This is a genomic window from Salipiger thiooxidans (assembly GCF_900102075.1).
In the GTDB taxonomy this organism is placed as follows: Bacteria; Pseudomonadota; Alphaproteobacteria; order Rhodobacterales; family Rhodobacteraceae; genus Salipiger; species Salipiger thiooxidans.
In genome coordinates, this window is record NZ_FNAV01000005.1 from 13,030 (window position 1) to 37,861 (window position 24,832).

The 24,832-nt window shown below is 66.4% G+C and carries 24 protein-coding genes and 3 pseudogenes; 14 read left to right on the plus strand and 13 right to left on the minus strand.

Annotated features, from left to right (window positions below; all coding sequences use genetic code 11):
* Positions 1-60: 60 nt before the first annotated feature.
* A pseudogene (locus BLQ77_RS08320) lies at positions 61-442 on the plus strand (transposase); the annotation flags it as partial.
* 343 nt (positions 443-785) lie between these two features.
* On the opposite strand, the gene BLQ77_RS08325 reads toward BLQ77_RS08320, so the two are convergent.
* The 9 genes and pseudogenes from BLQ77_RS08325 to BLQ77_RS08365 form a co-directional block, all read right to left on the minus strand.
* A complete protein-coding gene (locus BLQ77_RS08325) occupies positions 786-1,058 on the minus strand; it encodes a hypothetical protein (RefSeq protein ID WP_089957815.1) in 273 nt (90 codons plus the stop codon).
* A gap of 61 nt (positions 1,059-1,119) precedes the next feature.
* Positions 1,120-1,965: a formate/nitrite transporter family protein gene (locus BLQ77_RS08330; protein WP_008886915.1), complete on the minus strand. Its 846-nt coding sequence runs from the start codon at positions 1,963-1,965 to the stop codon at positions 1,120-1,122.
* A gap of 36 nt (positions 1,966-2,001) precedes the next feature.
* Positions 2,002-2,346, minus strand: a pseudogene (nirD, locus tag BLQ77_RS08335) (nitrite reductase small subunit NirD).
* A 570-nt stretch (positions 2,347-2,916) separates the two neighbouring features.
* Complete coding sequence (locus tag BLQ77_RS08340) at positions 2,917-3,369, minus strand: RrF2 family transcriptional regulator (RefSeq protein ID WP_089957819.1); 453 nt, start codon at positions 3,367-3,369, stop codon at positions 2,917-2,919.
* Between the two features lie 125 nt (positions 3,370-3,494).
* Positions 3,495-4,181 carry a sulfatase/phosphatase domain-containing protein gene (locus BLQ77_RS08345; RefSeq protein ID WP_089957822.1) on the minus strand — a complete coding sequence of 229 codons (687 nt, stop codon included), beginning with the start codon at positions 4,179-4,181 and terminating at the stop codon, positions 3,495-3,497.
* A gap of 21 nt (positions 4,182-4,202) precedes the next feature.
* Positions 4,203-4,766 (minus strand): sulfatase-like hydrolase/transferase, encoded by a 564-nt coding sequence (locus tag BLQ77_RS08350; RefSeq protein ID WP_089957825.1) that lies wholly within the window; start codon positions 4,764-4,766, stop codon positions 4,203-4,205.
* A gap of 106 nt (positions 4,767-4,872) precedes the next feature.
* Positions 4,873-4,971 (minus strand): annotated as a pseudogene (locus tag BLQ77_RS29825) (TRAP transporter large permease subunit); the annotation flags it as partial.
* Between the two features lie 769 nt (positions 4,972-5,740).
* Positions 5,741-6,283 (minus strand): TAXI family TRAP transporter solute-binding subunit, encoded by a 543-nt coding sequence (locus BLQ77_RS08360; RefSeq protein ID WP_207545826.1) that lies wholly within the window; start codon positions 6,281-6,283, stop codon positions 5,741-5,743.
* A 7-nt stretch (positions 6,284-6,290) separates the two neighbouring features.
* Positions 6,291-6,608: a LysR substrate-binding domain-containing protein gene (locus BLQ77_RS08365; RefSeq protein ID WP_165617053.1), complete on the minus strand. Its 318-nt coding sequence runs from the start codon at positions 6,606-6,608 to the stop codon at positions 6,291-6,293.
* A 151-nt stretch (positions 6,609-6,759) separates the two neighbouring features.
* Here BLQ77_RS08365 and hutC point away from each other — a divergent pair, with 151 nt between their 5' ends.
* The 5 genes from hutC (at position 6,760) to BLQ77_RS08390 (ending at position 13,098) form a co-directional block, all read left to right on the plus strand.
* Positions 6,760-7,497: a histidine utilization transcriptional repressor HutC gene (gene hutC / locus BLQ77_RS08370; protein ID WP_165617054.1), complete on the plus strand. Its 738-nt coding sequence runs from the start codon at positions 6,760-6,762 to the stop codon at positions 7,495-7,497.
* A gap of 407 nt (positions 7,498-7,904) precedes the next feature.
* Positions 7,905-10,304: a tetratricopeptide repeat protein gene (locus BLQ77_RS08375; protein ID WP_165617055.1), complete on the plus strand. Its 2,400-nt coding sequence runs from the start codon at positions 7,905-7,907 to the stop codon at positions 10,302-10,304.
* Positions 10,301-11,905, plus strand: coding sequence for a VPLPA-CTERM-specific exosortase XrtD (xrtD, locus tag BLQ77_RS08380; protein ID WP_089957837.1), 1,605 nt, complete (start codon positions 10,301-10,303; stop codon positions 11,903-11,905). Before BLQ77_RS08375 ends, xrtD begins: the two co-directional genes overlap by 4 nt.
* A 126-nt stretch (positions 11,906-12,031) precedes the next feature.
* Entirely contained in the window at positions 12,032-12,562 is a 531-nt protein-coding gene (locus BLQ77_RS08385) for a glycosyltransferase family protein (protein ID WP_089957840.1), read from the plus strand.
* Complete coding sequence (locus BLQ77_RS08390) at positions 12,559-13,098, plus strand: glycosyltransferase (RefSeq protein WP_089957843.1); 540 nt, start codon at positions 12,559-12,561, stop codon at positions 13,096-13,098. Before BLQ77_RS08385 ends, BLQ77_RS08390 begins: the two co-directional genes overlap by 4 nt.
* Here BLQ77_RS08390 and BLQ77_RS08395 read toward each other — a convergent pair.
* The 3 genes from BLQ77_RS08395 to BLQ77_RS08405 all read right to left on the minus strand — a co-directional run bounded on the left by BLQ77_RS08395 (position 13,084) and on the right by BLQ77_RS08405 (position 15,882).
* Positions 13,084-14,340 (minus strand): hypothetical protein, encoded by a 1,257-nt coding sequence (locus BLQ77_RS08395; protein ID WP_131821999.1) that lies wholly within the window; start codon positions 14,338-14,340, stop codon positions 13,084-13,086. The genes BLQ77_RS08390 and BLQ77_RS08395 overlap by 15 nt on opposite strands.
* A gap of 82 nt (positions 14,341-14,422) precedes the next feature.
* Positions 14,423-15,040 (minus strand): polysaccharide biosynthesis/export family protein, encoded by a 618-nt coding sequence (locus tag BLQ77_RS08400; RefSeq protein WP_008886572.1) that lies wholly within the window; start codon positions 15,038-15,040, stop codon positions 14,423-14,425.
* Positions 15,041-15,189: 149 nt separating this feature from the next.
* Positions 15,190-15,882 (minus strand): sugar transferase, encoded by a 693-nt coding sequence (locus tag BLQ77_RS08405; protein WP_089957851.1) that lies wholly within the window; start codon positions 15,880-15,882, stop codon positions 15,190-15,192.
* 419 nt (positions 15,883-16,301) lie between these two features.
* On the opposite strand from BLQ77_RS08405, the gene BLQ77_RS08410 reads away from it, so the two are divergent.
* From BLQ77_RS08410 to BLQ77_RS08420, 3 genes are all read left to right on the plus strand, one after another.
* A complete protein-coding gene (locus BLQ77_RS08410; RefSeq protein ID WP_008887274.1) occupies positions 16,302-17,171 on the plus strand; it encodes an ExeA family protein in 870 nt (289 codons plus the stop codon).
* Between the two features lie 157 nt (positions 17,172-17,328).
* Complete coding sequence (locus tag BLQ77_RS08415) at positions 17,329-17,598, plus strand: hypothetical protein (protein ID WP_131822000.1); 270 nt, start codon at positions 17,329-17,331, stop codon at positions 17,596-17,598.
* A 186-nt stretch (positions 17,599-17,784) separates the two neighbouring features.
* Complete coding sequence (locus BLQ77_RS08420) at positions 17,785-18,435, plus strand: hypothetical protein (protein ID WP_131822001.1); 651 nt, start codon at positions 17,785-17,787, stop codon at positions 18,433-18,435.
* 74 nt (positions 18,436-18,509) lie between these two features.
* Here BLQ77_RS08420 and BLQ77_RS08425 read toward each other — a convergent pair whose 3' ends face one another.
* Positions 18,510-19,541 carry a glycosyltransferase family 4 protein gene (locus tag BLQ77_RS08425; protein WP_165617056.1) on the minus strand — a complete coding sequence of 344 codons (1,032 nt, stop codon included), beginning with the start codon at positions 19,539-19,541 and terminating at the stop codon, positions 18,510-18,512.
* A gap of 273 nt (positions 19,542-19,814) precedes the next feature.
* Between BLQ77_RS08425 and BLQ77_RS08430 the strand changes: the two genes are divergently transcribed.
* From BLQ77_RS08430 to BLQ77_RS08445, 5 genes are read left to right on the plus strand one after another with little or no spacing between them, the layout of a single operon-like run.
* The gene (locus BLQ77_RS08430; RefSeq protein WP_089957864.1) at positions 19,815-20,789 is read left to right on the plus strand and encodes a glycosyltransferase family 2 protein; all 975 of its coding nucleotides are present in this window, start codon (positions 19,815-19,817) and stop codon (positions 20,787-20,789) included.
* A gap of 4 nt (positions 20,790-20,793) precedes the next feature.
* A complete protein-coding gene (locus BLQ77_RS28705; protein WP_165617057.1) occupies positions 20,794-22,272 on the plus strand; it encodes an O-antigen ligase family protein in 1,479 nt (492 codons plus the stop codon).
* A 5-nt stretch (positions 22,273-22,277) separates the two neighbouring features.
* Positions 22,278-23,042 (plus strand): FkbM family methyltransferase, encoded by a 765-nt coding sequence (locus BLQ77_RS28710; RefSeq protein ID WP_165617058.1) that lies wholly within the window; start codon positions 22,278-22,280, stop codon positions 23,040-23,042.
* Positions 23,043-23,067: 25 nt separating this feature from the next.
* Positions 23,068-23,964: a glycosyltransferase family 2 protein gene (locus BLQ77_RS08440; protein WP_165617059.1), complete on the plus strand. Its 897-nt coding sequence runs from the start codon at positions 23,068-23,070 to the stop codon at positions 23,962-23,964.
* Entirely contained in the window at positions 23,961-24,824 is an 864-nt protein-coding gene (locus BLQ77_RS08445; RefSeq protein ID WP_089957870.1) for a glycosyltransferase family 2 protein, read from the plus strand. The genes BLQ77_RS08440 and BLQ77_RS08445 overlap by 4 nt, the downstream gene beginning before the upstream one ends.
* The last annotated feature ends 8 nt before the right edge of the window (positions 24,825-24,832 follow it).

Genomic DNA, 24,832 nt, shown 5'->3' on the forward strand with positions numbered 1-24,832 from the left:
TCTGCCGTAGAAATCCTGCAAGGGATTCATCTCTTGAATTCAGCATGTTAGCTGGGCTGCATGAGCAGCCCCCCGGGCTACAAGACCGGGAACCGGCCGGCCTGTAATGCAGCGCTGAAGCGCCGGGGCTCGCTGACGATCCGTTGACCGACAGGGCATTCCAAAGGAATCTCCCGAGAGGTTGGTTCGACCCCGAGATGAGCTGGGATGCCGTGCCGACAGGCGGGCGTGGCCGTCAGCGGACCTACAGCGACTCCGCCAATCAGACTGCCTTTCGATGAAAGCGCTGTTCAGCATGGTGCTCCGCCAGACGACCGGCCTAGTCGAGAGCCTGTTGCGGCTGGTCGGCCTCGCCTGGGCGGTGCCCGACTTCAGCACGCTGAGCCGACGCCAGAAGGCGCTGGCAGTAAACATCCCGTATCGAGGGTCGAAAGGCCCGCTGGTCCGCACCACCACGGGCGAGAGGTGATCGTGCACGCCGTCGGTCGAGCGCAGGAAGACGTCGCCCACGACCACCGGCAGGCGGCGGTAGTCGATCTCGACCGAGGCCCCGGTGCCGAGCGCGCGGGCGAGGTAGCTGCGGTCGCCGGGCAGGGGTGACGCGGTGATCCTCGGTGAGGGGCTCTGGGCCGGCGGCGCTCAGGCGGCTGACGCGGCTGTCGCCCACGTGCAGCACATGCGCCTCGCCGCCCTTCAGAATCAGCGTCGAAGGGTGCAGACATGGCCCGCGTCCATGTCCTCGAGCGCGCGGTTGCGCCCGCTGAGCCAGGCGTTGGTTGCTGCGATCACCCGGGTGGCGGCGGTGCGCACGGTCCAGCTGTCGGGGGGGCGTAGTCGTCGGTCAGGAGCGACTTCACCGCGAGCTCGGCGGCCTCGGCGCTCACCGGTGACGACGAGATGCCGTCGGCCACCGCCAGCGTGTCTCCCTTGAGCGCCAGACCCTGGCCCCGGGGGACCGGCGCGCCGTGGAAATCCTGGTTCTCCGGCTTGCGCCCGGCCAAGGAATGCTGGTCGATCGACACGCGCAGCGTGGCGGGGGCAAAGGTGTCCTTCGGCATGGCGCGGCTCCGGAAATGGCAAGGGCCCCGCCTCGGAAAGCGGGGCCCTGCGTTTGTGGGGTTACTCGGCCGGGACGCCTGCGATGTCGTCGTTGCGGTTCGCGTTGCGCTTCGGGCTCTCACGGAAGTGCGTGGCGTAAATCATCGCCCCCACGAAGGTCAGGCCGCCGACGAGGTTGCCCAGAACGACCGGGATCTCGTTGTAGATGAAGTAGTCGGCCCAGGTGAACTGGCCGCCCAGCATGATGCCTGAGGGGAACAGGAACATGTTCACGATGGAGTGCTCGAAGCCGAGGTAGAAGAACACGAGGATCGGCATCCACATCGCCATGATCTTGCCGCTGGTCGAGGTCGACATCATCGCCGCGACGACACCGGTCGAAACCATCCAGTTGCAGAGGATCGCGCGGACGAAGACGGTCAGCAGGCCCGCGCCACCGGCGGCGGCATAGCCCAGCGTCCGGGCCTCGCCGATGTGCCCGATCTTCTCGCCCACGGCGTTCGGCTCGGTCGAGAAGCCGGTGGTGAAGACGACGGCCATCAGGACGGCGGTGGTCATGGCGCCGGCGAAGTTGCCGGTGAACACTAGGCCCCAGTTGCGGAGCACGCCGCCCCAGGTGCAGCCCGGGCGCTTGGCGATCACCGCCAGCGGGGCGAGGGTGAAGACGCCGGTCAGCAGGTCGAAGCCCATGAGGTAGAGCAGGCAGAAGCCGACCGGGAACAGCAGCGAGGCCACGAGGAAGTTGCCGGTGTTGACCGCGATGGTCACGGCAAAGGCAGCGGCAAGCGCAAGGATGGCGCCGGCCATGTAGGCGCGGATCAGGGTGTCCTTGGTGGACATGAAGATCTTGGATTCGCCGGCGTCAACCATTTTGACCGCGAATTCCTTGGGAGTGACATACGACATTCTCGTATCCTTCTCAGAGGTTTAAGGGCCTGGTGGTCAGGCGCCGGGGTGCAGTTGGAGATAGATGTCCCGACCGTCGAGACGGACGGGGAAAGCGGCAGTCCGGCCTTTGTCGGCACCTTGTGCGGTGCCGGTTTCCAGCGAGATCACCCAGTTGTGCAGGGGGCAGGTGACTCAGCCGCCGTGCACGATGCCTTGGCTCAGGGGCCCGTTCTTGTGCGGGCACTTGTCCTCGAGAGCGAAGATCCGGTCATCGGCGGTGCGGAAGACGGCGATCTTGGTCTCGTCGTTCTCGACGCAGCGGGCGGCTTGCCGAGGGATGTCGTCGATGGTGCCGATGAAGCGCCAGTCGAGCTCGGTCCGGGAAAGGGAGACGTTCACCCGCGGCTCGGCGTTGAAGATCGTGACGTCGAAGTCGCCCTGTGCCTCGAAGAGATGTTCGAGCATCCGGCCGGGAGCCATGCCGTTGCCGATGATGACGAGCTGTTGCCTGGACATGGTGTCCTCCGGTCGATCTGGCGGAACCGGATCTGTCCGGGCCGCGGCGGTTTCGGTCGGAGAGCGCGGATGCCATCGGGCAGCCAGCGCTCCTTCGGTCTGAGTGATCAGAACGTCGAGCAGCGCCGTTGCTGCGGGGCCCGTTTGGGCCGATGTGACTGAAATCGCCGCGCCGTTGCGGCAAAGGTGAGACGTCGCCGCCTCGTTAAACATTCGGATAATGAGAATGTATTTTTCGGGCAAGCCTTTTTTCACGGGGCGGTGAAAACGCGGTTTTCACGTTCGTAAATTGCGCAGGGATTTGGCAGGAAGTCCTCCGGACCCGTATTCCTGGCGCCTCATTGTGCAGGTTGTGATCGGGCGCTCCGTGGGTCCGAGGGCGAGACTCTGGCGACCACATGCAGCACCCTTCGCAGGCCTCCTCCGCAGCGGAGATTCGGCGAATCGATTCGGTTACTTGACCGGGGCGACGTCGGCATCGGCCTTCGCCGAGCCCTGCAGAACCGACAGGGTGCGCGGGTGCGCGAGCACCGCATCGGCGAGGCTGCTTCGATCAAGGGATTGATAAAAAGCGTTTTTCGCCTCATTCAACCCGCGTACGAGCCCGCAGGTACCGATCAGGATGCAGGTGGAGCAATCGACCAGACCGCTGTCGCCTTCCATGAAGCGGGCCACTTCGCCCACGCGGATCTCGGCCGCAGGGCGTGCGAGCGTGACGCCGCCCGACCGTCCGCGGGTGCTCTTCAGGAAGCCGCCCTCGACGAGCTGCTGCACGACCTTCATCAGGTTGCTCTGCGACAGGCCATGGGCCCGCGTGATCTCGGAGATGGGAACGACGCGGTCTTGGTGGGCGCCCAGATAGAGGCAGACCCGCAGCGCATAGTCGGTGAATTTCGACAGATGCATCGAGAAACCCGGTCCGTAATTACTTCATTCTGGGCGAATGTAATGCGGGCGCCGGGGAGAGTCACCGGGTGGCGGCACGATTTGTGTCGCGCCCCAAACGTCTCGCGCCGGGCAGGGACGCAGGCTCAGGCACGGGCGACCGTTGCGGGCGCGGTCTCGGTATGGGCCAGCTCGGCCCGCAGGAACCGTTCGAGCAGGCGGGCCTTCTGGGCGGCGGCGCCGGGATCGTCCCAGAGGTTGCAGAGCTCGGCGGGGTCGGTCTCGAGCTCGTAGAGCTCGCCCCGCGGCAACCCCTCGAACACCGAGATGCGATAGCGGGCGTCGCGCAGGGAATGCACGTTCGGGCGTACTCCGATCCCATCCATGGGCGCCTGATGCGCGTACTGGATCAGCACGCTGTCCGGAGGGCTCCCCTCTGCCATCAGATCGCGCCCCTGCAGCCCCCACGCCTGCTCGATGCGGGCGCGCTCGTGGAACGTCGCGCCGATGTCGAGCGTCTGGCCAAGCCGGTCGCAGCGCCCGCGCCGGTCACTGGCCGGGTCGGCCCAGATGAACGGCACGCGGGTGATCTGCTCGTATTGCTCCGAGCCTTTGAACAGCAGCTGGTGGTCGCCGAGGTGGTCGCCGTGGCCGGTGACCAGCTCGACATGATGGACGCCGTAGAAGGGCGTGGGGGCGGCGGGGCTTTCGCCCGCCCAGAACGAGGGCTCCTCGAGGCGGTAGTCTGGCGAGGTAAGGTCGTTGCGGACCGCCTCGCTCAGCTCGCCGTTGGCGCAGTGGAGGCCGGGGCGCGTCTCGGGCCGGGGCAGCACCGGCGGGATGCCGGTGAAGGTTTACAGGTGGCTCTTGCCGATCAGCGCGGTGGCGTAGCCCGCGTCGCGCAGCAGCTCGACGAAGGTCACGTTGCGCTTCGACAGCGGGATGCCGTTGAAGCGCACGCCGTGGCCAGAGGGCATCCGGCAGGTCATCCGGCTCGCCCGGTTCGGCATGCAGACCGGGCTGGTCACGCAGAAGCGGTCGAAGGCGAGGCCGCGCTCCGCCAGCGCCTCGATCAGCTTCCATGGATGGCGGCGGATGGCCGGGTTGATCAGGCTCATCGGGAACAGCATCAGGATCGCGGCGATCGAGGCCACCGCGGGCGACAGGCCCGAGACCAGCAGCCAGACGATCAGCGCGATGGGGCCGAAGACCAGCAACAGTTTGAGACAGTCCTGCGCGTCGGGGGCCTCGATCGGCTCGTCGTCCTCGGCGGCGGAGATGCCCGGCTTTTCGGCCTCGAAGAACACCGCGAGGAAGAGGCTCGCGTAGCAGGCGATGGCGGGCACCAGCACCGCCGAGATCACCGCGAGGTAGCTCACCCCTATGACGTCGGCCATGACCAGCGCGGCGGCGCCCATGATCGGCGGCAGGATCTGCCCGCCGGTCGAGGCCGCGGCCTCGACCGGCGCCTGCGAAATTGCCGGAAAAGCCTCGGCGGCGGATCATCGGGATGGTGCTGACACCGGTGCCGACCACGTTGGCCACGGCGCTGCCCGAGACGGTGCCGAAGAGCGCCGAGGCCGAGATCTTCGCATAGACCGGACCGCCCCGAAAGCGGCGCATCCAGGTGGAACGAGATGCGGAACATCGAGCTGCCCGCGCCACACCCCTCGAGCACGGCGCCGAGGATGATGAACGGCGGCACCGTCGACAGCACGATGCCCATGATGTTGCCGAGAATGCCCTGGCTCGCGTCGTACCGGACGTTCTGGGCGATGAATTCGTTCATGTCGCCGACGAGGGTCTGGAACACGCCCGGCCAGTCGGGCCCGGTAGTGAGGTAGAGGTCGGGCCCGGTGGCGAGGTATAGAAAGATCACGGCACCGAGGATCGCGATGGGGGTGCCCCAGAGCCGCCAGCAGGCGATGATCGAGAGCATTGCGGCGATGCCCGCCAGCCATGCCTCGCGGGCGCTGGAGAACATGAAGCTGTCCGTCAGGACCTTGGCGATCACGTAGTGGTTGTAGCAGATCCAGCTCATCAGCCCCAGCGCCACGGCAAAGGCCGCCACGTGGAAGACGGTGAGCCTGCCCTCGCGGGCCTGCCGCAGCGCGTCCCAGATCAGGAAACTGAGGAAACAGAGCCAGTAGAACAGCAGCCGGAACCGGTCGAGCCCGAAGGGCCCGATGCGCGGCAGGACGCCATACGGGGGCAGGACGTTGGCGAGGCCGGCCAGCGCGATGACCAGTCCCACCGCAAGGCCTGTCCATTGCAGGGCCTTCACCCCGCCGGAAACTGAACGTGTCACGAATTCTCCTCCGGGCTCGTTGAGGGCCGAGCGCAAAAGCTGCGGATGGGTCCCGGCCCGCCCGAGGGGGCCGGGACGACGGGATCAATCGGCCTTCAGCCGGTCCGGGATGGCGATGCCCTGCTCTTCGTAGTTGCGCGCGACGACCTCGTCCGGCACGCCCGGCACCCGGATCTCGCGCTGGAGGCTCAGCTCCTGCACCGATTGCTGCTCGACCGCGGCGGACATGATGAACATGTCGAACTGGCCGTCCTGGAGGGCCTGACTGGAGGCCTCCCACGGCAAGCGGATGCCTTCGTAATCGGTGCCGGCGTCGAAACCGCCCGAGGCCTCGCGGCCCTGCGCGGCGGCACCGGCTGGCGGGCCCACGTCGATGCGCTTGCTCTTCAGATCCTCCCAGCTCTCGATGCCGATGTCGGCCCAGACGATGGGATGAAACGAGCCGCCGGGAAAGGTGAAGAGCGTGCCCAGGTTGCCCGAGAGCGCCTTGGCCTGGTCGGCGGCCTGTTCGAAGGGGCCCACGCCGCGCTTCATCGCGCTATAGGCGGGCGGCGGCACCACCGCGAGGTCGAGCTGCCCGGCGCCGACCTTCATGGCCGAGCGGGTCAGCGCCTGCCCAGGCGACACCTGCAGGTCATAGCCCGCGGCGCCGGTCGCGGCGGGTGGTCTCGGCCGACCGCGAAGACGATAGGGATTCGTCAGAGAGGTGCTGGAAGCTCAGCCGGTGCATGGTGGCGGAATCCGCCAGCCGCCCGATGACGAGGTCAAGCGCGCCCTGCCGCAGCCGGGCGAGCAGGTCGGCGTTGATCGCCGCCACCACGCGCACGGTGGTCTGCGGACAGACCGGCCGGAAATCCTCGACGATGGCGGGCAGGGTCAGGCCGCAGACGTTGGGCAGTGCGCCGATGCGCAGCAGCTCGAGCGAGGCGTCCGAGCCGAGCGTGGCATGCACGCCCTTGGTCAGCAGCAGCAGTGCGGCCTCGCCGTCGTCCGCAATTCAAGCGCTTGCCGCGGGCCTTGGGTCCGGCGGCCGATTTGTCTATTCATATTCCTGCGGCCTGTCGGGACAACCGGCGCCGCGACGAGGCGGGGAACGGGAAGGCATGACATCGGCACGGCCGCAGGCAACGCATCACGCGCGGATCCTCGAGGATCTCCGGAGGCGCATCCTTGACGGGCGCTGGGCGCCGGGGCACCAGCTCGACAAGGAGATCGACCTTGCCGAGGCGCACGGCGTCTCGCGCATGACCATGAACAAGGTGCTGACCCAGCTCGCGCAGGAGGGCTATCTCGTGCGGCGGCGGCGCGGCGGCACCTTCGTGGCGCAGCCGCGTGCGCAGTCGGCGGTGATGGAGATCAACGACATCGGCGCCGAGGTCGCGGCGCTCGGACTGACCCACGACTGGACCCTGCTGCGGCGCGAGATCACGCGGCTGGGCGCGGCGGAGCGCGCCTTGCTCGACATGCCGGCGGACGCGGGCACCGGCGATGTGCTGTTCCTGCAGGGGCTGCACAGCGCGCAGGGGGCACCGTTCTGCCTCGAGACCCGCGCGATCAACCTCGCGGCGGTGCCTGCTGCCCGCGACATGGCCTTCGACGCGACGCCGCCCGGGACGTGGCTGACCCAGACCAAGCCCTGGACCGCCGCGCGCAACACGCTGCGCGCCATCGGTGTCGAAGGGGCGGAGGCGCGGCATCTCGGTCTGCCCGTCGGCGCGGCCTGCCTGCTGATCCTGCGCAAGACCCGGTCCGAGCCCGACTGGGTGACCTGCGTGCGGCTCGTCTACCCGGGCGAGGCGCATCAGCTCGTGGCGGAATTCGAGCCCGGACGGGCGTCCTGACGCCCAATCCTTCCGCACATGGCGCGGGTTCCGGCAGGGCCCTCTCAGGGACCCCGGACACCCGTCGCGCGGGGACAAGACCATTGACTCGGCTGGCGCGGGAACGCAATCATTGGCTTGGCGACCTCTGCCGTGCCGGGCAGCCGTTATTCATGTCCGGCGTGTTTTTTCCCGGAGGGCGCTTGGTCAATGACCGATTTTATGTTCTCGGCCGTGCCCTGACCGGAGCGGCCAACCCTTTGATTTAGGGTCGCATCTCCGAGTGCGGCTCGCATGCGTGATGTTTCAGATACGCCCCTCCGGAAGGGATTTTGATGTTTAGTGGTTTTGCCCCTCGTCGATTCTCGATTCGCGCTGTTGCGCCCTCCCTTCCCGTTTCGCTCAAGACTGCCTGCCTCGTTCTCGCCGTGACCGCCGTCTCCGCCTGCAAGGATGACGCGACCACCGCCGCCCGCCACCTGGAGCGTGCCGGCACCTATCTCGCCGAGGGCGATCCCGCCCGGGCGCGGCTCGAATATCTCAACGCACTGAAGCTTCAGCCCAACAACCTGCCCGCCCGCCTGGGCCTCGCCGAGCTGCTCAGTTCCTCGGGCGAGCGCGACGCGGCCTATGCCCAGTTCCGGCGCGTGGTGGAGCAGGAGCCGAACCACCTCGCGGCCCTTCTGGAGCTCTCGGAGCTGGCAATGGAGCGGCTCGAATGGGCGGATGCGCGCGGCTATACCGACCGCGCCGCGGCGCTGGCGCCCGATGATGCGGGTGTGGCGGTGCGGCTGGCGGTGCTGGCCTATGCCGATGCCTCCGAGACCGGCGACGCCGAGCGGATTGCCGCGGCCCACGCGGACCTGCTTGCGCTGCGCAGCCCCGAGGCCGTCGCGCTGCTGCCGATGCACTACGCGCTGATCGACGGTTTCGTCCGGCAGGGCGTGCCCGAGAAGGCGATGCAGGAAATGAACGTGGCCCTCGCGCAGGCGCCCGGCGACCTGCGGCTGCTCTCGGTGAAGACGCAGCTTCTGCACCGGCTCGGGCGGCAGGACGAGATCGCCGGCCACATCCGCCAGATGATCGCGCTCTATCCCGCCAACGCCGGGCTGCGGACCATGCTCGCCGACTGGTATCTCGAGACCGGCGACATCGACGCCGCCGAAGCCGTCACCCGCGACCGCCCCGATGCGGAGACGGTCGAGGCGAGGCTCGCGGTGGTCCGCTTCCTTGCCCAGCATCGCGGTACCGAGGCGGCGCTGGCCGAGCTCGAGCAACTGATCGCCGAAGAGGGCGCGCCGGACGACTACCGTCTTCTGCGCGCCGCCATCCACTTCGACGCCGGCCAGCAGGACGCGGCGCTGGCCGAGGCGCAAGAGGTCGCGCAGGCGGCCCGCGACCGTGGCGAGGCGCCCGCCGGCGCGCTGCTGCTGATCGCCCAGATGCGCGACAAGGCCGGCGACCGCGCCGGTGCGGAAGAGACCCTGCGCGCACTGCTCGCGGATACGCCTCTGCATCTCGAGGCCAACCAGCTGCTGGCGATCTATCTGCTCGACCGCGGCCAGCCGGAGCCCGCGCTGCGGCACCTCGTGGCGGCGCAGTCGGTGAACTCGCAGCAGCCGCAGACGCTGTCGCTTCTGTCCCGGGCCTATGCCGCCTCGGGCGACGCGGTGATGGCGCGGCAGCTCCAGTCCGAGGCCTTCGACGCCTCGGGCCGCGCGCCCGACGCCGCGCTGCGCTACGCGCTGCTGCTGGCAGACGCGGGCAGCGAGAGCGCGGCCATCGACGTGCTCAACGCCTCGCTGGAACGCTTCCCCGAGGATCTCGGGCTGCTGACGACGCTGGGCGAGCAGTACCGCCTCACCGCGCAATGGGAGCGCGCCGCCTCGATCGAGGACCGGCTGCGCCAGATCGGCAGCGGGGAGGCGCTGCTGGTGGCCGAGCGCATCCGCTTCGACCGGCAGGTCGCGCAGGAAGACATCGAGGTTGCCATCGGCTACCTCGACCAGCGCTGGTCCGAGGGGCGCGACAGCGCCGCCAGCTATGCCGCGATCACCCGCGCGAACCTGTCCTCCGGTCATCCGGACCGTGCCCGCCGGGTGCTGGAGCTTGGTCTTTCGCGCTTTCCCGAAGACCGGAACCTTCGCGCCGCCGGCGCCACGCTGGCGATGACCGAGCAGAAGTTCGACGAGGCCGCGGCGATCCTTCAGGACCTGTTGCAGGACACGCCGAACAACGAACCCCTCTGGATCGACCTGCTCCGCGTGCGACAGCGGCAGGACGATCTGGTTGCCGCCGCCGACGTGATCGACGCCGGGCTCGCCGCCAATCCCGGCGCCGCCCTGCTGCGCTGGGAGCTGGCGCTGAACCGCGAGGCTCGCGGCGACCACGATGGTGCCATCGAGGTCTACGAGGCGCTGCTGGCCGATCATCCGAGCAGCGCACCGGTTCGCAACAACCTCGCCACGCTGCTGTCGACGGCGCGCGAGGACAGCGGGAGCCTCGCGCGGGCGGCCGAGATCGCCGCGCCGCTGGCCGGCAGCCCGGTGCCGCATTTTCTTGACACCTATGGCTGGATCGAGTTCCGCCGCAACGCCTTCGCCCCCGCCGCCGAGGCGCTGACCGCGGCCGCGCTGCAGCTTCGGGACAACCCGAAGGTCCAGTTCCACGCCGCCGAGGCGCTTGCCGCCACCGACCGCGGTGACGAGGCACGCCAGCACTACGAGGCGGTGATCCGGCTTGCAGTCAACGACAACGATCCGCTTGCGGCGCGCGCCCGCGCGGCGCTCGACGCGATGCCTGCCGACGGCACGAAGGCGGCGAATTGAGCGTCGGGGACACATACCCGGCGCTCGCCGCTGATCGCGGGGCCGAGCTGCGCGTGGCCGGGCTCTGGCTGCTGGTGCTGGCCTGCGCCGCGCCGGTGTTCGCGCTGGGGCTGGGCGAGCTGGTCGCGAACTGGATGACGCCGGTCTATTCGCACGGGCCCATCGTGGTCGCGATGGCGCTCTGGATCGGGCTGCGCACCCTGCGCGACGAGCCCCGCGCGCTGCGTCGCCATCCTGCCTTGGTGATCTGGCCGGGGGTGCTGCTGGCGCTGCTCGGCATCGCCGGGGGGCTGGTCGGCACGCTCGGGCGGATCGGCGATGTCTCGGCCTATGGGCTGATCCCGTGGATGGCGGGGGTTCTGGTCGTGAGCCTGGGCTGGGCCCGGGCCCGGCGGCTGTGGCTCTCGGTGGCGCTGCTGCTGCTGGCCCTGCCGCTGCCGCAGGTGCTGTACTGGAAGGTGACGACGCAGCTGCAGGCGCTGGCCTCGGAGCTCGCGGCATGGATGATCTCTGCGATGGGCATGTCGGTCTATCTCGACGGCAACATCATCGACCTCGGCGTCTACCGGCTGCAGGTGGCCGAGGCATGCTCGGGGCTGCAATACCTGTTCCCCATCGTGGCCTTCGCCGTGCTCTTCGCCACCATCAGCCGAGAGCCGGCCTGGCGCCGCGTGGCGCTGGTGCTGCTGGCCGCGCCGCTCGCCGTGGCGATGAACGCGCTTCGCATCGCGATCACTGCGCTGGTCGTCGAGCACTACGGGGTGAGCGCGGCCGAGGGCTTCCTGCACGCCTTCGAGGGCTGGGCGATCCTGCTCGCCGCCATCGCCGTGCTGGTGGGGGTGATGCTGCTGTTGCGGGCCTTTTTTGGCCGGGGTACGCAGCGCGGCCCGATGCTGGATCTCGACATTTCGGGCACCGGCGAGGTGCTGGGCCGCGTGCTGCACGTGCCACCCGCCCGGGCGATTGGCGTGCTCTCGGTTGTCGCGCTGGCGGCCGGGGTTCTGATCCTGGTACTGGGCAGCAGCCAGCCCGAGGCTTCGGGGAGGATGACGTTCGACCGCTTCCCGCAGCGCGTCGGTGCCTGGCCGGGCGTGCGGGGCGCGCTCGATCCGGCGGTCGCGCAGGTCGTGGCGGCGGATGACTACCTCAACACCACTTATTTCGAACCGGGGAGCATGGCCCCGGTGCAGATCTTCTCGGCCTTCTATCACAACCAGACGCGGGGGGCCGCGATTCACTCGCCCGAGATCTGCCTGCCTGCCAACGGCTGGGAAGTGTCCGAGATCGGCATTCGCGAGCTCGACATGAGCGCCGCGGGCTATGGCCATTTCGAGGCCAACCGCGCGGTGGTGACCAAGGGCACCGACCGCCAGCTCGTCTACTACTGGTTCGAGCAGCGCGGTCGCCGCGTTGCCAACGACCTTGCCGTCAAGCTGGGTGTGCTTGCGGACGAGGTGCTGCACGGGCGCAGCGACGGGGCGCTTCTGCGCTTCACCACGCCCATCGATGATAGCGCCGGCGGCCTCCTGGCGGCCGAGGCGCGGGTTCGGGACCTGATGCGGCAGGCACTGCCGCAGATGCCGGGGTTCATTCCGTTTTGAGACCAGAAACAGTTTTTTTGACGAATTTTGAGAGGGGCACAGGACATTGATGGCACGGATTTTCACAGCTCGCGGCACTGCATGCCGCCTTGTCATTCGGACCACCGCAGCGATGGGGCAGGGGCAATGCTGAGCCTCGCCTTCTCCTCGCGCGGAAAGCACGCCGAGCCGCGTCCGGAGCGCCCGGCGAAACCCGCGGCGCGGACCCGTCCCACCCGGGTGCTCGCCATCGCCTCGGCTGGCGGGCACTGGCAACAGCTGATGGAGCTGCGCCCTGCCTTCGAGGGCTGTGACGTGCTCTTCGCGACGACGCTCAAGGGCCTGCCGCAGGAATTCGACGCGGCACCGTCCATCATCGTGCCCGACTGCAACCGCAACGATGTGCTGCGGATGCCGTGGATGGTGCTGACCATCGGCGCGCGGCTGCTGACCTACCGTCCCGATGTCGTGATTTCGACCGGGGCGCTTCCGGGGCTCGTCGCCCTCACGCTGGCGAAGGTGATGCGGGCCCAGACCATCTGGGTAGATTCGATCGCCAACGCCGAGGAGATGTCCATGTCCGGCAAACACGCGCGCCGGGTCGCCGATCTCTGGCTCAGCCAGTGGCCGCATGTCGCGGAGGCGGAGGGCGCGGACTATTTCGGAGCGATACTATGATCTTCCTGACCGTCGGTACCCAGCTCGCCTTCCCGCGCCTTGCCCGCGCCATGAACGACTACGCGGCCAAACATGACGAGCAGGTCATCGCGCAGGTGGGCGGCGACGATGCAGACCTGCCGAACCTCGACGTCCGCCATATGCTGCCGCCGGACGAGTTTGTCGATATCTTCCGCCGCGCCCGTGTCGTGGTCGCTCATGCCGGGGTCGGGACGATCCTGTCCGCCCGCCGCTACAAGCGGCCGCTGGTGATCGTGCCGCGTCGCCATGCGCTGGGTGAGCATCGCAACGATCACCAGCTTGCGACTGCACAGGCACTGGTCGGCCTGTCCGGCCTGCATGTGGCGTGGGAAATCGAGGACCTGCCGAAGCTGCTCGACGGAGGGGCGCTGAAGTCGGCCGACGGCAGCACGGGCAGCCGTCATGCCGCGCTGGTGGATGGGATCGGCCAGTTCATCGCGTCTGGCGGCAAGGGCATGGCGCCCGCCCGCACCCCTGGGATTGTCAGTCAGAAAGTGGTGTCACGGGCGCCATGACAGCGCCCGCTGCACGCCCAGATAGATGGTGTTCTCGCTCTCTGCGTCTTCGTCGCCGGTGCGGCTCCGCTCGTGCGAGAAGCTCGCGACCATGTCGATGTCGCTGGTGAGCTGCCGGGTCAGGGACATGTCGAGTTCGAGCTTGCGCACGCTCTCTGAGCCTTCGGTGAAGTAGTCGTAGTTGCGGTAGGCCAGCCCGGTCTGGAAGTTGGTGACGTCCGACAGGGCGTAGCTGTAGCCAACGCTGACCTGATCGACGAGCGTCTCCTCACCAAAGATGCTGGTGTTCACGCTCCGCTGGTAGCCCGCTTCGAGGCTGCCATTGCGCGACTCGCGCCCGTAGCCGACCTGCAGAAGCCCGTCGACGTCTCCGTCGCCGCCGCGCGACAGGCCAGCCGACCAGTCGAATTCACCGAGCCGGAGCTCATGACTGCGCCCGGCGCGGACCTCGACCCGGGTGCCATCATCCGTCAAGATACTGCTGAGATCGAAGCGCGCCTCGCCATTCGGCAGGTCGCGCAGGATTGCCAGAGCGAACGTCGGGCCGCGGTCAGTGCTTGTGGGGCCGCCGTCGGCGCTTTCCTCGATCTCCACGTAGTTGAGGTCGAGCGACGCCCGCAGGCTTTCTGAAATCCGCAGGTCGGCGCCGGTGCCGAAGGTGGTGGTGGTGCGGTCGGTACCGGTTCCCTCGGATTCGGTGTCCTCGACACGGGCGGTGAGGCGCAGGTCCAGTCGGGGATCGACGGTGAAACGCAGCGTCAGGTCTGAATCGCGGCTGACGTAGTCGTTGAGCGAGTCATCGGTAAGGTCGGTGTAGTTCACACGCCGGACCCCGAGACCGAAGTCCCCTCCGAACGGGGCTTCCTTCCCGAATGTGAGCCGCGCGCCGAGGCGGGTGTCGTTGCGGTAGCCGGTGTCGTTGCGAAGTTCGATCGAGTCCGGCGTTTCGTCGAGTACCAGCGTGCCGATCTCCTGCCGCAGGAAGCTGGCGAAGGCCTCGAACTCGGCGTTCTTGCCGGTGCGGCGATAGGAGAAGCGCAGTTCGGGATCGGCCAGCTCGAACTCGTCGTCGGCGTCCGGGTACTCGAGCCCCGTACTGATACCAAGCTCGAACCCCTGCGTGCGGGTTACAGAGCCGAGGGAGAACGCCAGATCGCCGCGCGCGCGCGTTCCGTCGTCGTCCGAGATGATGCCGATGCCCGTTGTGGCGGAAGCGGTGATGCCGCCTGCTTCCTGTGCCATGGCGCTGTATGTGGTCAGACCGGCTGCAGCGGCGAGGATCGCTGCGGCCGGTATCTTGAAACCGTTGTGCATGGGCGTGCCCTTACTCGAACAGGCGGCGCTCCGGCACCACGATCACGTCCCCCTCGATCAGCGAGATGTCACGGTTGAGAGCAGCCCCGTCCATGATCGCGCGGTAGTTGACGCGGTAGACTTTCTGCGCACGGGTCACAGGATCGGTCCGGCGCAGCTGGAGCCGCTTGGTCGCGGCGAAGGGCGTCAGCCCGCCGGCCTGCGACAGCGCCTGCAGGAAGGTTGTGCCCGGCTTGACCTCGATCATGCCGCTGCTGCCCACCTCACCCATGATGTAGACCGAGATGACCGGCTTGGGGGCGGGCTCCCTCGGCGCTGCGGGCTCGCGCGGGGCGGGCTGGACACCGATGAAGACGTTGGGCGTGGCCGCGAAGTTGCCGGCGATGGCCTGGGTCACCGAGGTGCGGATCTGATCCGCCGTGCGCCCGGCCGCGGGCAGCGATCCGGCGAAGGGGAACGAGAAGCGCCCGTCGGGAAGCACCACGACGCTGCGGTTGAGCGAGGGATCTTCGAGAACCTCGACCTGCAGCGTATCGCCGGCGCGCACCCGGTATTCCGATTGCGCCATCGCGGTGCCGGAAACCAGGCAGAGCATCAGCGCGAAAAAGTATTTGAACAGAACCTGCATCGAACCGACCTTCCTCGTGTCGCGTACGGAAAATTGATTCCATGATTGCAGCGTATATGCACGGAAAATACTGGAGAAAATGCAGAAGCGTGCCGTTACGCCGGATCCTGTCACCGGGACGACACGCTCTCTGACGTCAATTCCGGCGTTCAGACGCCGGTTGCGCGGAAAACCACGGTGATGGTCCGGCGCAGGATGTGGACGTCCGTCCCGAGGGACAGTTCCCGGTCGTAGGCACTGTCGAAGCGCGCGCGCTCGACGAAGTCGCTGAGGTGGCGTTCGGAAATCTGCCACGGGCCGGTGATGCCGGGGCGCAGCCGGTAATAGGCGCGGCCCGGGTAGAGCTCTTCCTGCGAGGGCATCATCGGGCGCGGCCCGACCAGCGACATGTCCCCGCGAAGCACGTTCCAGAGCTGCGGCAGTTCGTCGACCGAGGTCTTGCGGATGATCTTGCCGATGGCGGTGACGCGCGGGTCGTTCTTCAGCTTCTGCGTCGCGTCCCATTCCTTGCGGGCGTCGGGATTGGCAGCAAGATGGTCCTCGAGCATCGCGTCGGCGCCATGCACCATGCTGCGCAGCTTCCACATCCGGAACAGGCGGCCACCCTGGCCGACGCGGATCTGGCTGTAGAACGGGTTGCCGCCGTCGATCGCAACCAGCGCCGCGAAGAGCGCTATCACGGAAAGGGCAGTGGGCAGCATGAAGATGACGCACATCACGTCGAGCGCGCGCTTGAACAGGCCGCGGTACCAGTTGATGTCACCGGCGAAGACATAGGAATGTTCGAAATCAAGTGCTTGGGAGGTTCTCCCGTGGTCATCCTCTTCGACATAGCTTTTCATAGGATGATACCTGCAATCTTAAAAATCATTTCAAATCCCCCAAAAATGGCGGCTTAGGTAAAAGTAACTGCGCGGAGTCCAACCCGGGTCATCCGACCCTTGCCTGTCCGCAACCATGAAATCTGACGAACCGCTGAGACAAAAACGTGCGGCCCGCGTGTAACCAATAACCCTCACCACGGCAGCAGCAAGGGATCCTCGAAAAAATACCAGCGACCGAAGCGCTCAACCTGTAATTAATTGATCACATGCGGTCTGGGCAACATCATTTCACGCCATGGGATAGACATTTTCAATGATTCGTTGCCCGATCCATGCTCCGGCCCTAGACAGGCCGCACCGGACGCCTCATCCTTTGTCATGAGCGGCGCCTTGCGTCTGATTCCGATTTTCATTTTACACAATTTCATGGGCGACACGTGGCAAGCGAGCTTTTCAACTCACACTTCGGCTTTCGGGAGACGCCATTCGCGCTGACGCCGGACCCTGAGTTCCTGTACTGGTCTGCGCTGCACCGCAAGGCCTACACCGTTCTCGAATATGGCGTCGTGACCGGCGCGCCGATCACCGTCCTGACGGGCGAGGTCGGCGCCGGCAAGACCACGCTCCTGAGGCGTCTGCTCGGGTCGATCACCGCGGACCTCACCGTCGGGCTGATGTCGAATGCGCAGGCCGATCGCGGGGACCTGCTGCGCTGGGTGCTCGCAGCCTTCGGGCTGGACGCTCCCGACCGCGCGGATCCGGTCGCAATGTTCCACGCCTTCCAGGACTTCGTGGTCCGCGAATATTCGGAGGGGCGCCGGGTTCTGCTGATCATCGACGAGGCCCAGAACCTCGGGGCGCGGCGGCTCGAAGAGCTGCGGATGCTCACCAACGTGAACTCGGGCAAGGACGAGCTTCTGCAGCTGGTGCTGGTGGGGCAGCCCGAGCTCAAGGGCCTGCTGCGCTCGCCAAACCTGCGCCAGTTCGCGCAGCGGGTGTCGATCTTCTACCATCTCAAGCCGCTCGATCACGAGGGCACGACACAGTATATACAGCACCGCCTGCGCCACGTCGGCGGCAAGGGCGACGAGTTCAGCGCTGCGGCGGTGGCACGCATCTACAGCGAGTCGCACGGCGTCCCGCGCGTCACCAACAAGCTCTGCGAACTGTCGCTGGTCTATGCTGCCATGTCGGACAGCCCGACGGTCGAGCTCGAGCATGTCGTCGAAGTGCTCGACGACGGGCTCTTCATCGATACCGAGCCATTCGTCCTCGGTCCCGATGCGCTGAGCAAGGCGGCGGAATAGGGCTGTCGATACGTTCGGGCTGTGCCCGACAATTCGCCGGGACTCCGTGTAAGAAATCCGCACATCTCATTCCGTATGGGAGTTGCGGCAGCGAATGCTTGAAATGAACATTTCGATGCTACATTGATACCTCGTATATGTATCTGACGAGGTATCAGTGTCGCAGGACGGGCAGACTGATTTCCAAACGCAAACTCCGGTGTTGCTTCTGGCACTCGCCGTGTCGAGCCCAGTGTTCTGGATCGTCCTGGCGATTGCGCTGCATTCGGGATCCGGACTGGCGACATCGCTGCTCTGGGCGGTGGCCTCTACCCTTGCGTCCTTCGGGTCTGCCTACGTGTTGCTCTACCTTCGCAAGCGGCTGACCGAGGCGAATCTTCGTGCCGAAGCTGCAGCGAAACCCGGCGCGCCGGAACCGCATAGGTAGAGTAAATTCTGCCATCACATCCTACTGTTGACATTTGCCGGCCGGGTAGTCAGTCGTTGTACGGTCTCCGGAAATATACTTAATATATTTCGGGAGCTTGATCCGTAGACACGTTTGCGACCTTGAGATTTCCCTCAGATCGGGCAAACTATTGGAACAAATTTTTATATTGGGTGAAGCATAGACATGGTCATACCGCGATATATTCCCAGCCTAATGGCGGCCTTGGTTCTTGCCGTTTTCACCAGTGTCCCGCAGCACGTCGCTGCAGAAACCTATCCCACCTTCACCATCGACCTTGATCAGTCGGAGATCTCCGTCACCACGGCGAGCTGTGCCTCGAACTGCGGTGTCGCGGGCAGCTTCTCGCAGTCCGGCGAGGTCGACGTGAACTTCTCGGGCAATGGCGATGTGGTCGCCCTGTCCAACCTCATCCAATGGACGATGGCGGCGCCGGCCGCGGTCTTCGGGGGTATCTACAACGTCACGCTCGACCTGTTCTTCTCGGCGCCCGATGAGCAGGCGTCCTCCACGAAGGGGGGCGGTCTTTTCTGGTCCTTCCTCGGTATCGTTTCCGGCGGCACCGTGGCCTGGATCGATGCCTACCAGACGGTGAGCTTCGATCAGGGGTCCGACATCGGCGTATGGCTCGAGAAAGGATCGGCCTTCTCGTTCGGCAAGACGGTCACGAGCGACGTTTACCTGGTCGCCGAGAACCTCGTTCCGCTTGATGCTCCCGCGCCGACCCCGGTCCCGCCGCTGCTTCCGGTCTTGGCGCTGGCTCTCGGTGGACTGTTCTACTGGGGCAAACGTCAGAAGCCGGCTCTGTCAGTCTGACATCTTCCATGTTCTGAATTCCGCTGCCCGATCTGGCCCAGGCCAGGTCGGGTTTGCTTTTCGCTGACGCGGAATCAGGAGGCGTATTCGCCCAATTCCAGGCCAAGCCGTTCAGCCAGCATGTGGGCGCGCCGCAGGCCGACGTCCGACCAGTCGAAGGCGCGCACGCCCTTGGTCGAGCGAGCCGCCCATTGCGCGCGCGTCTCGGGATCGAGGGCGAAGTCGCGCAGCGCCGTGGCGATGCTTCCGGGATCCAAGGGATCGACGATGCGCACGTGGCCGGCATCCCCAAGCCGTCCGCCGCCCATCGTCGTCGCGATGATCGGCAGCCCGCGCGCCGCGGCCTCGTAGGTCACCAGCGGATCGCCTTCCTCAAGCGAAGGCAGAACGAAGGCGTCTGCCTGAGAATAGAGCGCATCGACGTCCCGGACGAAACCGAGCGTGCGCACGTCGTCGCGTTCGAGGTGGGGCGCGAAGCGTTCCTGCAGCGCGGGCTCGAGCTGGCCCGCGATCCAGAGCTCCGCGTCGATCCCGGCTTCGACCCAACCGCGAAGCAGCAGGTGCAGGCCCTTGCGAACGCTGCCCCAGCCGACGAAGAGGAACACGGGGCGGTTCCGTCGCACAGGAGACAGGCTGGGCGCGGGCGCCCGGTCGAGATCGACGCCGTAGCTGGTCGACAACAGCGCCGATTCGGGTAGCTGCGAACCGACAAGTGCGCTCTCCACGCCGGGGCTGGGCGCAAAGAAGATGTCCGTCATCGCCAGCTTCTCTTCTTCCTCGGCGATTCTTGCGTCAGTAATGCCATGCCCCGGGGAGAGCCCCTCGGCGTCATAGGCCTCGTCGAGAATCGTCCGGGCCGAGGCCATGCGGGAGTTGATTCCCTCTCCTACGATCGGCACCCCGAGGCTCTTGGCCCAGTGGTAGGCCTGCAGGCTCGCGTGGGGCCAGAGATAGGCGATGTCGCCTTCGCGAAGCGTCCTGCGGAAGCAGAGTTCGGACCGTCGAGTCGCGGTTGCCTCGACGTATTTGTAGGGGAGGGATGCCAGAAATCCCGGCAAGGCGGTCTGGTAGCTCACGCCCGGGCGTTTCGCGCGGGCACGGTTCACGAAAAGCGGTCCGGACAGACCGCCGCGCGCCATCGCCGAAAGCAGGGAGGCGCAGGTCTGGCTGGGGCCAACGCCATCGGCGGCCATCGGCAGAAGTGTAAGAAGACGTGTCAGCGTGCCGCTCGCTTCTCGAAATCAAAAGCTAAAAATATCTTGTATTCCAACCTTGCCTGACGGCGCATGCAGGTCAATGCTTGCAATGTTCCGGCAACCCGGGCATGGTTCAGCTATTGATATTATCAACGCCAACTCCTTTTTGGGAAGCGTTTTCTGATGCTGAATATTACCAGTTCCGATCCGGTGCTTTCAATTGTCGTGGTCAGCTACAATACACGTGAGATGACACTGGAGTGTCTTCGCTCGATAGTTGCAGAGACACGGATTCCTTATGAAGTGATCGTCGTCGACAACGATTCGAATGACGGATCCGCCGAAGCCATCGCCGCAGAATTCCCGACCTTCGTGCTCATGGCCGAGACCGAGAATCACGGCTTTGCAAAGGCCAACAACATCGCCGCGCAGCGCGCCCGAGGCGAATACCTCCTTCTTCTCAATCCCGACACGGTGGTCCTCGACGGGGCGCTCGACAAGCTCGTGAGCTTTGCCGAACGCCGCCCCTCCGCGCGGATCTGGGGTGGGCGGACGCTCTACGGCGACCGATCGCTCAACGTGACCAACTGCTGGCGGCGGATGACGCTCTGGGGGCTCACTTCGCAGGTGTTGGGGCTCAACTCGATCTTCCGTGACAGCGCGATCTTCAACCCCGAGGGCTACGGCGGCTGGCCGCGCGACACCGAGCGCGAGGTCGATATCGTCACCGGTTGCCTGCTGCTCATCCGGCGCAGCTTCTGGGAAGAGCTCGGTGGCTTCGATCTCTGTTTCCGCATGTACGGCGAAGAGGCGGACCTCTGCCTGCGCGCACGGGCGTACGGCGCACGGCCGCTGATGACGCCCGGGGTCGAGATCGTTCACTACAAGGGCGCCTCTGAGAAGGTGCGCGCCGACAAGCTCGTACGGCTGATGCGCGGCAAGATCTCGCTGCTCGACGTCCACATGACCGGGCTTGCGCATCCGGTCGGCCGCCTTCTGCTGTCGCTCTGGCCGCTGAGCCGTGCCGTCTATTCCACCCTACTCGGGCGTCGCGAATCCGCTCGCACTTGGCGCGAGGTCTGGTCACGGCGCGGCGAGTGGCGCGATGGCTGGCCAAGAGAGATCGCCACGTCACCAGTGACGGCCAAAGCGGTCTGAGCCCATGGCCAAGGCTGCCGCACTGCCAGGCACCGCAAGCGCCAACACGATCCGGGTGATTCCGGAGAGCACGAGCACCCTCGGCGTGGGGATGGTCGCGCTCTTTATCGTGGCGCTTCTGGTTCCGCTGGTTATCCAGGTCGGCCCGCTGCGGCTGTCCTTTTATCGTGTCGTTCTGCTGGCGACTTTCTTCCCGACCGTCGTCCAGATCTTCCGCAACCCGTCCATACGGATCTGCAGCGTCGACATTCTCGTCACGGCATTCACCTTCTACGTGGCCTTGTCCTTCGCCGTGACCGGGGCATCGGTCGCCACCATCGGCATCCACATCGTCGAGACGCTGGGGCCCTACTGCCTCGCGCGGGCCTTCATCCGCACCTCCGAGGATTTCATCCGCTGCGCCCGGGTGTTCGTGCTCTGCATCATCCTGACCATCCCATTTGCGCTTTACGAGAACGTCACGCGGGACCCCATCATCCTGACCGTGCTCGGCAAGTTCCTGAAGGTGCTCCCGAACGTCCCGCACGAGCAACGCTTCGGGCTCGACCGCGCGCAGGTGGTCTTCGATCATCCGATCCTTTACGGCCTCTTCTCTGCGGGCGGATTCTCGTTCGCGCTCTACACGTGGCGCCTGCGCTCGGGCACCCGGCCGGCGTTCGTCGCCGGGGCGCTGGTCGGCCTCGCGGCTTTCCAGTCGCTGTCCTCCGCTGCGCTGGTCTGCGTCGCGCTTCAGGCGGGGCTCTTCGCCTACGACCGCATTATGCGAGCGTGGCGGGGGCGGTGGGCCGCGCTGCTCTGGAGCGGGGGCATCCTCTACACGGTGCTTGAACTGGCATCGAACCGTTCGATGGCGCAGATTTCGATCTCGTTCCTCGCGATGAATCCGGGCACCGCCTGGACCCGCCTCCTGGTGAACGAAGCCGCGGTCGAGGAAATCAAGAAGTTCCCCTTCTTCGGAGCCGGACTCGGATACGAATGGCACCCGCCGTCACACGTGGTCACCACCAGCATCGACAACTTCTGGCTCGCGGTGGCCTTTCGCAACGGCTACCCCTCCGCTGCCCTCATCCTCGCTGCGGCGCTTGCAGCGCTGATCGTGGTCGGGCGCGTCCGCCAAGAGGACGAGCGCGTGCGGGCCTGCCAGACGGCGTTCTGTATTACATTGGCCTCACTCTCGGTGTCGACCTTCACGGTTCACATGTGGAATGCCAGCTATGTCCTGTTGTTCTATCTGCTGGGCTGCGCGCTTTGGGTGCGGGACGCGCCCGCTGCGGTGGAAACGACAGTGCCGGAGACGGAGGAGGCCGATACGGGCTCGCGTGTCCAATATACCCGCTTCGCGTCGCGCGGAAATTCGAGGGTGCTCGCAGGAGCACCTCCCGTGAACCGGACCCAGTCCTCCGCCGCATCGCAGCCGGCGAGTCCCACCAACCATGCAGCACCGCTCCGGTCGACCGGACGGGTGCCCCCCATTGGAGACTAGAGACAATGGCACTTCGCGATCAGCTTGCACGAAGCCTTCCCGTTCCCCTGCGGCGTACGATCTACAACCAATACCGGGCCTTCAGCCTCCTCAGAAACCGCATTACCGCCCGCGATGGCGTGGTGACCCTCAACGGTGTCCGGCTGCACGCCGATGCCGCCAAGCTGGGACAGGAAGTCGTCGACCTGATCCTGCGCGGTGACTATGAGGGGCGCGAGGCGCGCATGGTGCGCATGTTCCTCGAGCCCGAGGATGTGGTCATCGAGCTTGGCGCCGGCATCGGCTACATCGGTATGCTCTGCGCGCAGACGGTCGGCGTTGAGAGCGTTCACAGCTTCGAGGCCAACCCGCTGATGGAGCCGGTGATCCGGGCCAACTACGCGCTCAATGCCGGGGCCCCGCACCTCTCCATCGGGTTCCTGACCGACCATGATGGCGAGGCGACGCTGCACGTCCCCGAACTGTTTTGGGCCGCCTCGACGACCCCGATGGCCGGTGCGCGCGAAGTTCGCACGCCCTGCATCGAGCTCAACCGGACGGTAGCCGAGATCCGGCCGAGCTTCCTCATCATGGATATCGAGGGCGGCGAGATCGACGTCATCCAGCACCTCGCGCCGTCCACGATCCGCAAGGTTGCGATGGAGCTGCACCCTGGTGTGGTCGGCGAGGAGGCCATCGCCGGCATGGAGGCCAAGCTGCGCGACATGGGGTTCGAGCGGCGCTGGATCTCGAATGCGGGAGAACACGCGTATTATGAGCGCGCCGACTGAGAATCGCGGATCCGGAGACCCTACGTTGAGTGAAGTACCGACAGTTTCTGTCGTTTTGCCAGTGCACAACCGCAGCAGCCTCGTGACGCGCGCCATCGACAGCGTGCTCGGGCAGACGTACCGCGATATCGAGTTGATCGCCGTCGACGATGCGTCCACGGACGACACGCCCGACACGCTCGCGCGATACTCCCACGATCCCCGTTTCCGGACGGTGCGCAACGCGCAGAACCTTGGCGCGGCGGGCACCCGGAACGTCGGCATCGGGCTCGCCCGTGGGCGCTACCTGGCGTTCCAGGACAGCGACGACCGCTGGTTCCCCGAGAAGTTGGAGACCCAGCTCAAGGTGCTGCAGGCAAGCGCGGATTGCCGCGCCTGTTACAGCGGCGCGGTCTATTATTCGAAGGAGCATAGCTACTACATTCCGCGCGAAGGGGCGCGCGGAGCGCCGAAGGGCGACATCTTCGCCGACACGCTGATGATCAATCCGACGACGCCGCAGACGCTGCTGATCGAGCGCAGCCTGCTGACCGAGACCGGGGTGTTCGACGATACCCTGCGGATCAACGAGGATTGGGATCTCGCGCTGCGACTGGCCCGTGCGACGCCGTTCGCCTTCGTGCCCGAGCCCTTGGTGATGATCTACCGAACTCCGGACAGCGTCTCGTCGCACATGGCGCGGGACACCGCTTTCCGGGTCCGCATGCTTGATCAATATGCCGAAGATTTCGCGCACAACACCGCGGCGCGGAGCCGTCAGAACTACGTCCTCGGAAGCCAATACCTCGCGCTCGGCGATCATCGGAACGCTATGCGCTACTTCGCCGAAGCGATGCGCGACGTCCCGTCGTCGCGCGGGGCGGCACAGATGCTGCGGGTGGCGCTGAGCTGGTCGACCCGATGGGCGAGGAAAGGGCGATGACCTACACCGCCGCAATCATCATTCCCCATTTCAACGACGGGGCGCGGCTGGCCCGCTGCCTCGAGGCGCTGGCCCCGCAGATGCGGCCCGAGGTCGAGGGGATCGTCATCGACAACGGTTCGCGCCAGCCGCCCGCAGTGCCGGCGCCGTTCCGGCTGGCGCACGAGCCGCTGCCCGGTGCCGCCAACGCGCGCAACCGCGGGGTGGCGCTTTCCGCGGCGCCGCGGCTGTTCTTCATCGACGCCGACTGCCTGCCGGCCCCCGACTGGCTCGACACGGCGCTGGCCGTGGCCGACCGTGGCGATCTCGTCGGCGGGGCGGTCAGCGTCTTCGACGAGACGCCGCCGCCGCGCACCGGGCCGCAGCTCTTCGAGGCGATCTTCGCCTTTGATAACCGCACCTACGTGGAGCAGAAGGGCTTTTCGGTCACTGCGAACCTGCTGACCACCCGCGCTGTCTTCGACGCGGTGGGACCGTTCGAGCACGGGCTCTCCGAGGACTTTGACTGGTGTCACCGTGCACGCGACAAGGGGTTCTCGATCGTCTACGCCGAGAGCCTCCGCGTCGGTCACCCGTCGCGCGGCGACTGGGCCGCGCTTCGCAAAAAGTGGAAGCGTCTGACGGAAGAGAGCTTCGCGCTGAACGGCACCGGGCCGCGGGCCAAGCTGGCCTGGGCGGTGCGCGGCTTGATCATGCCGCTCAGCATATTGGCCCATGCGCCGCGTGTTCTGTCGGCGCCCGGTGCCAATTCTGAGGAAAAGCTGCGCGCAGTGGGGACGCTCGCGCGGATCCGTCTGGTGCGGATGGGCTGGATGTTCGCACAGCTCCTGCGCACCGACCGGGCCGGCACGCGGGGCTGATCCGCTCC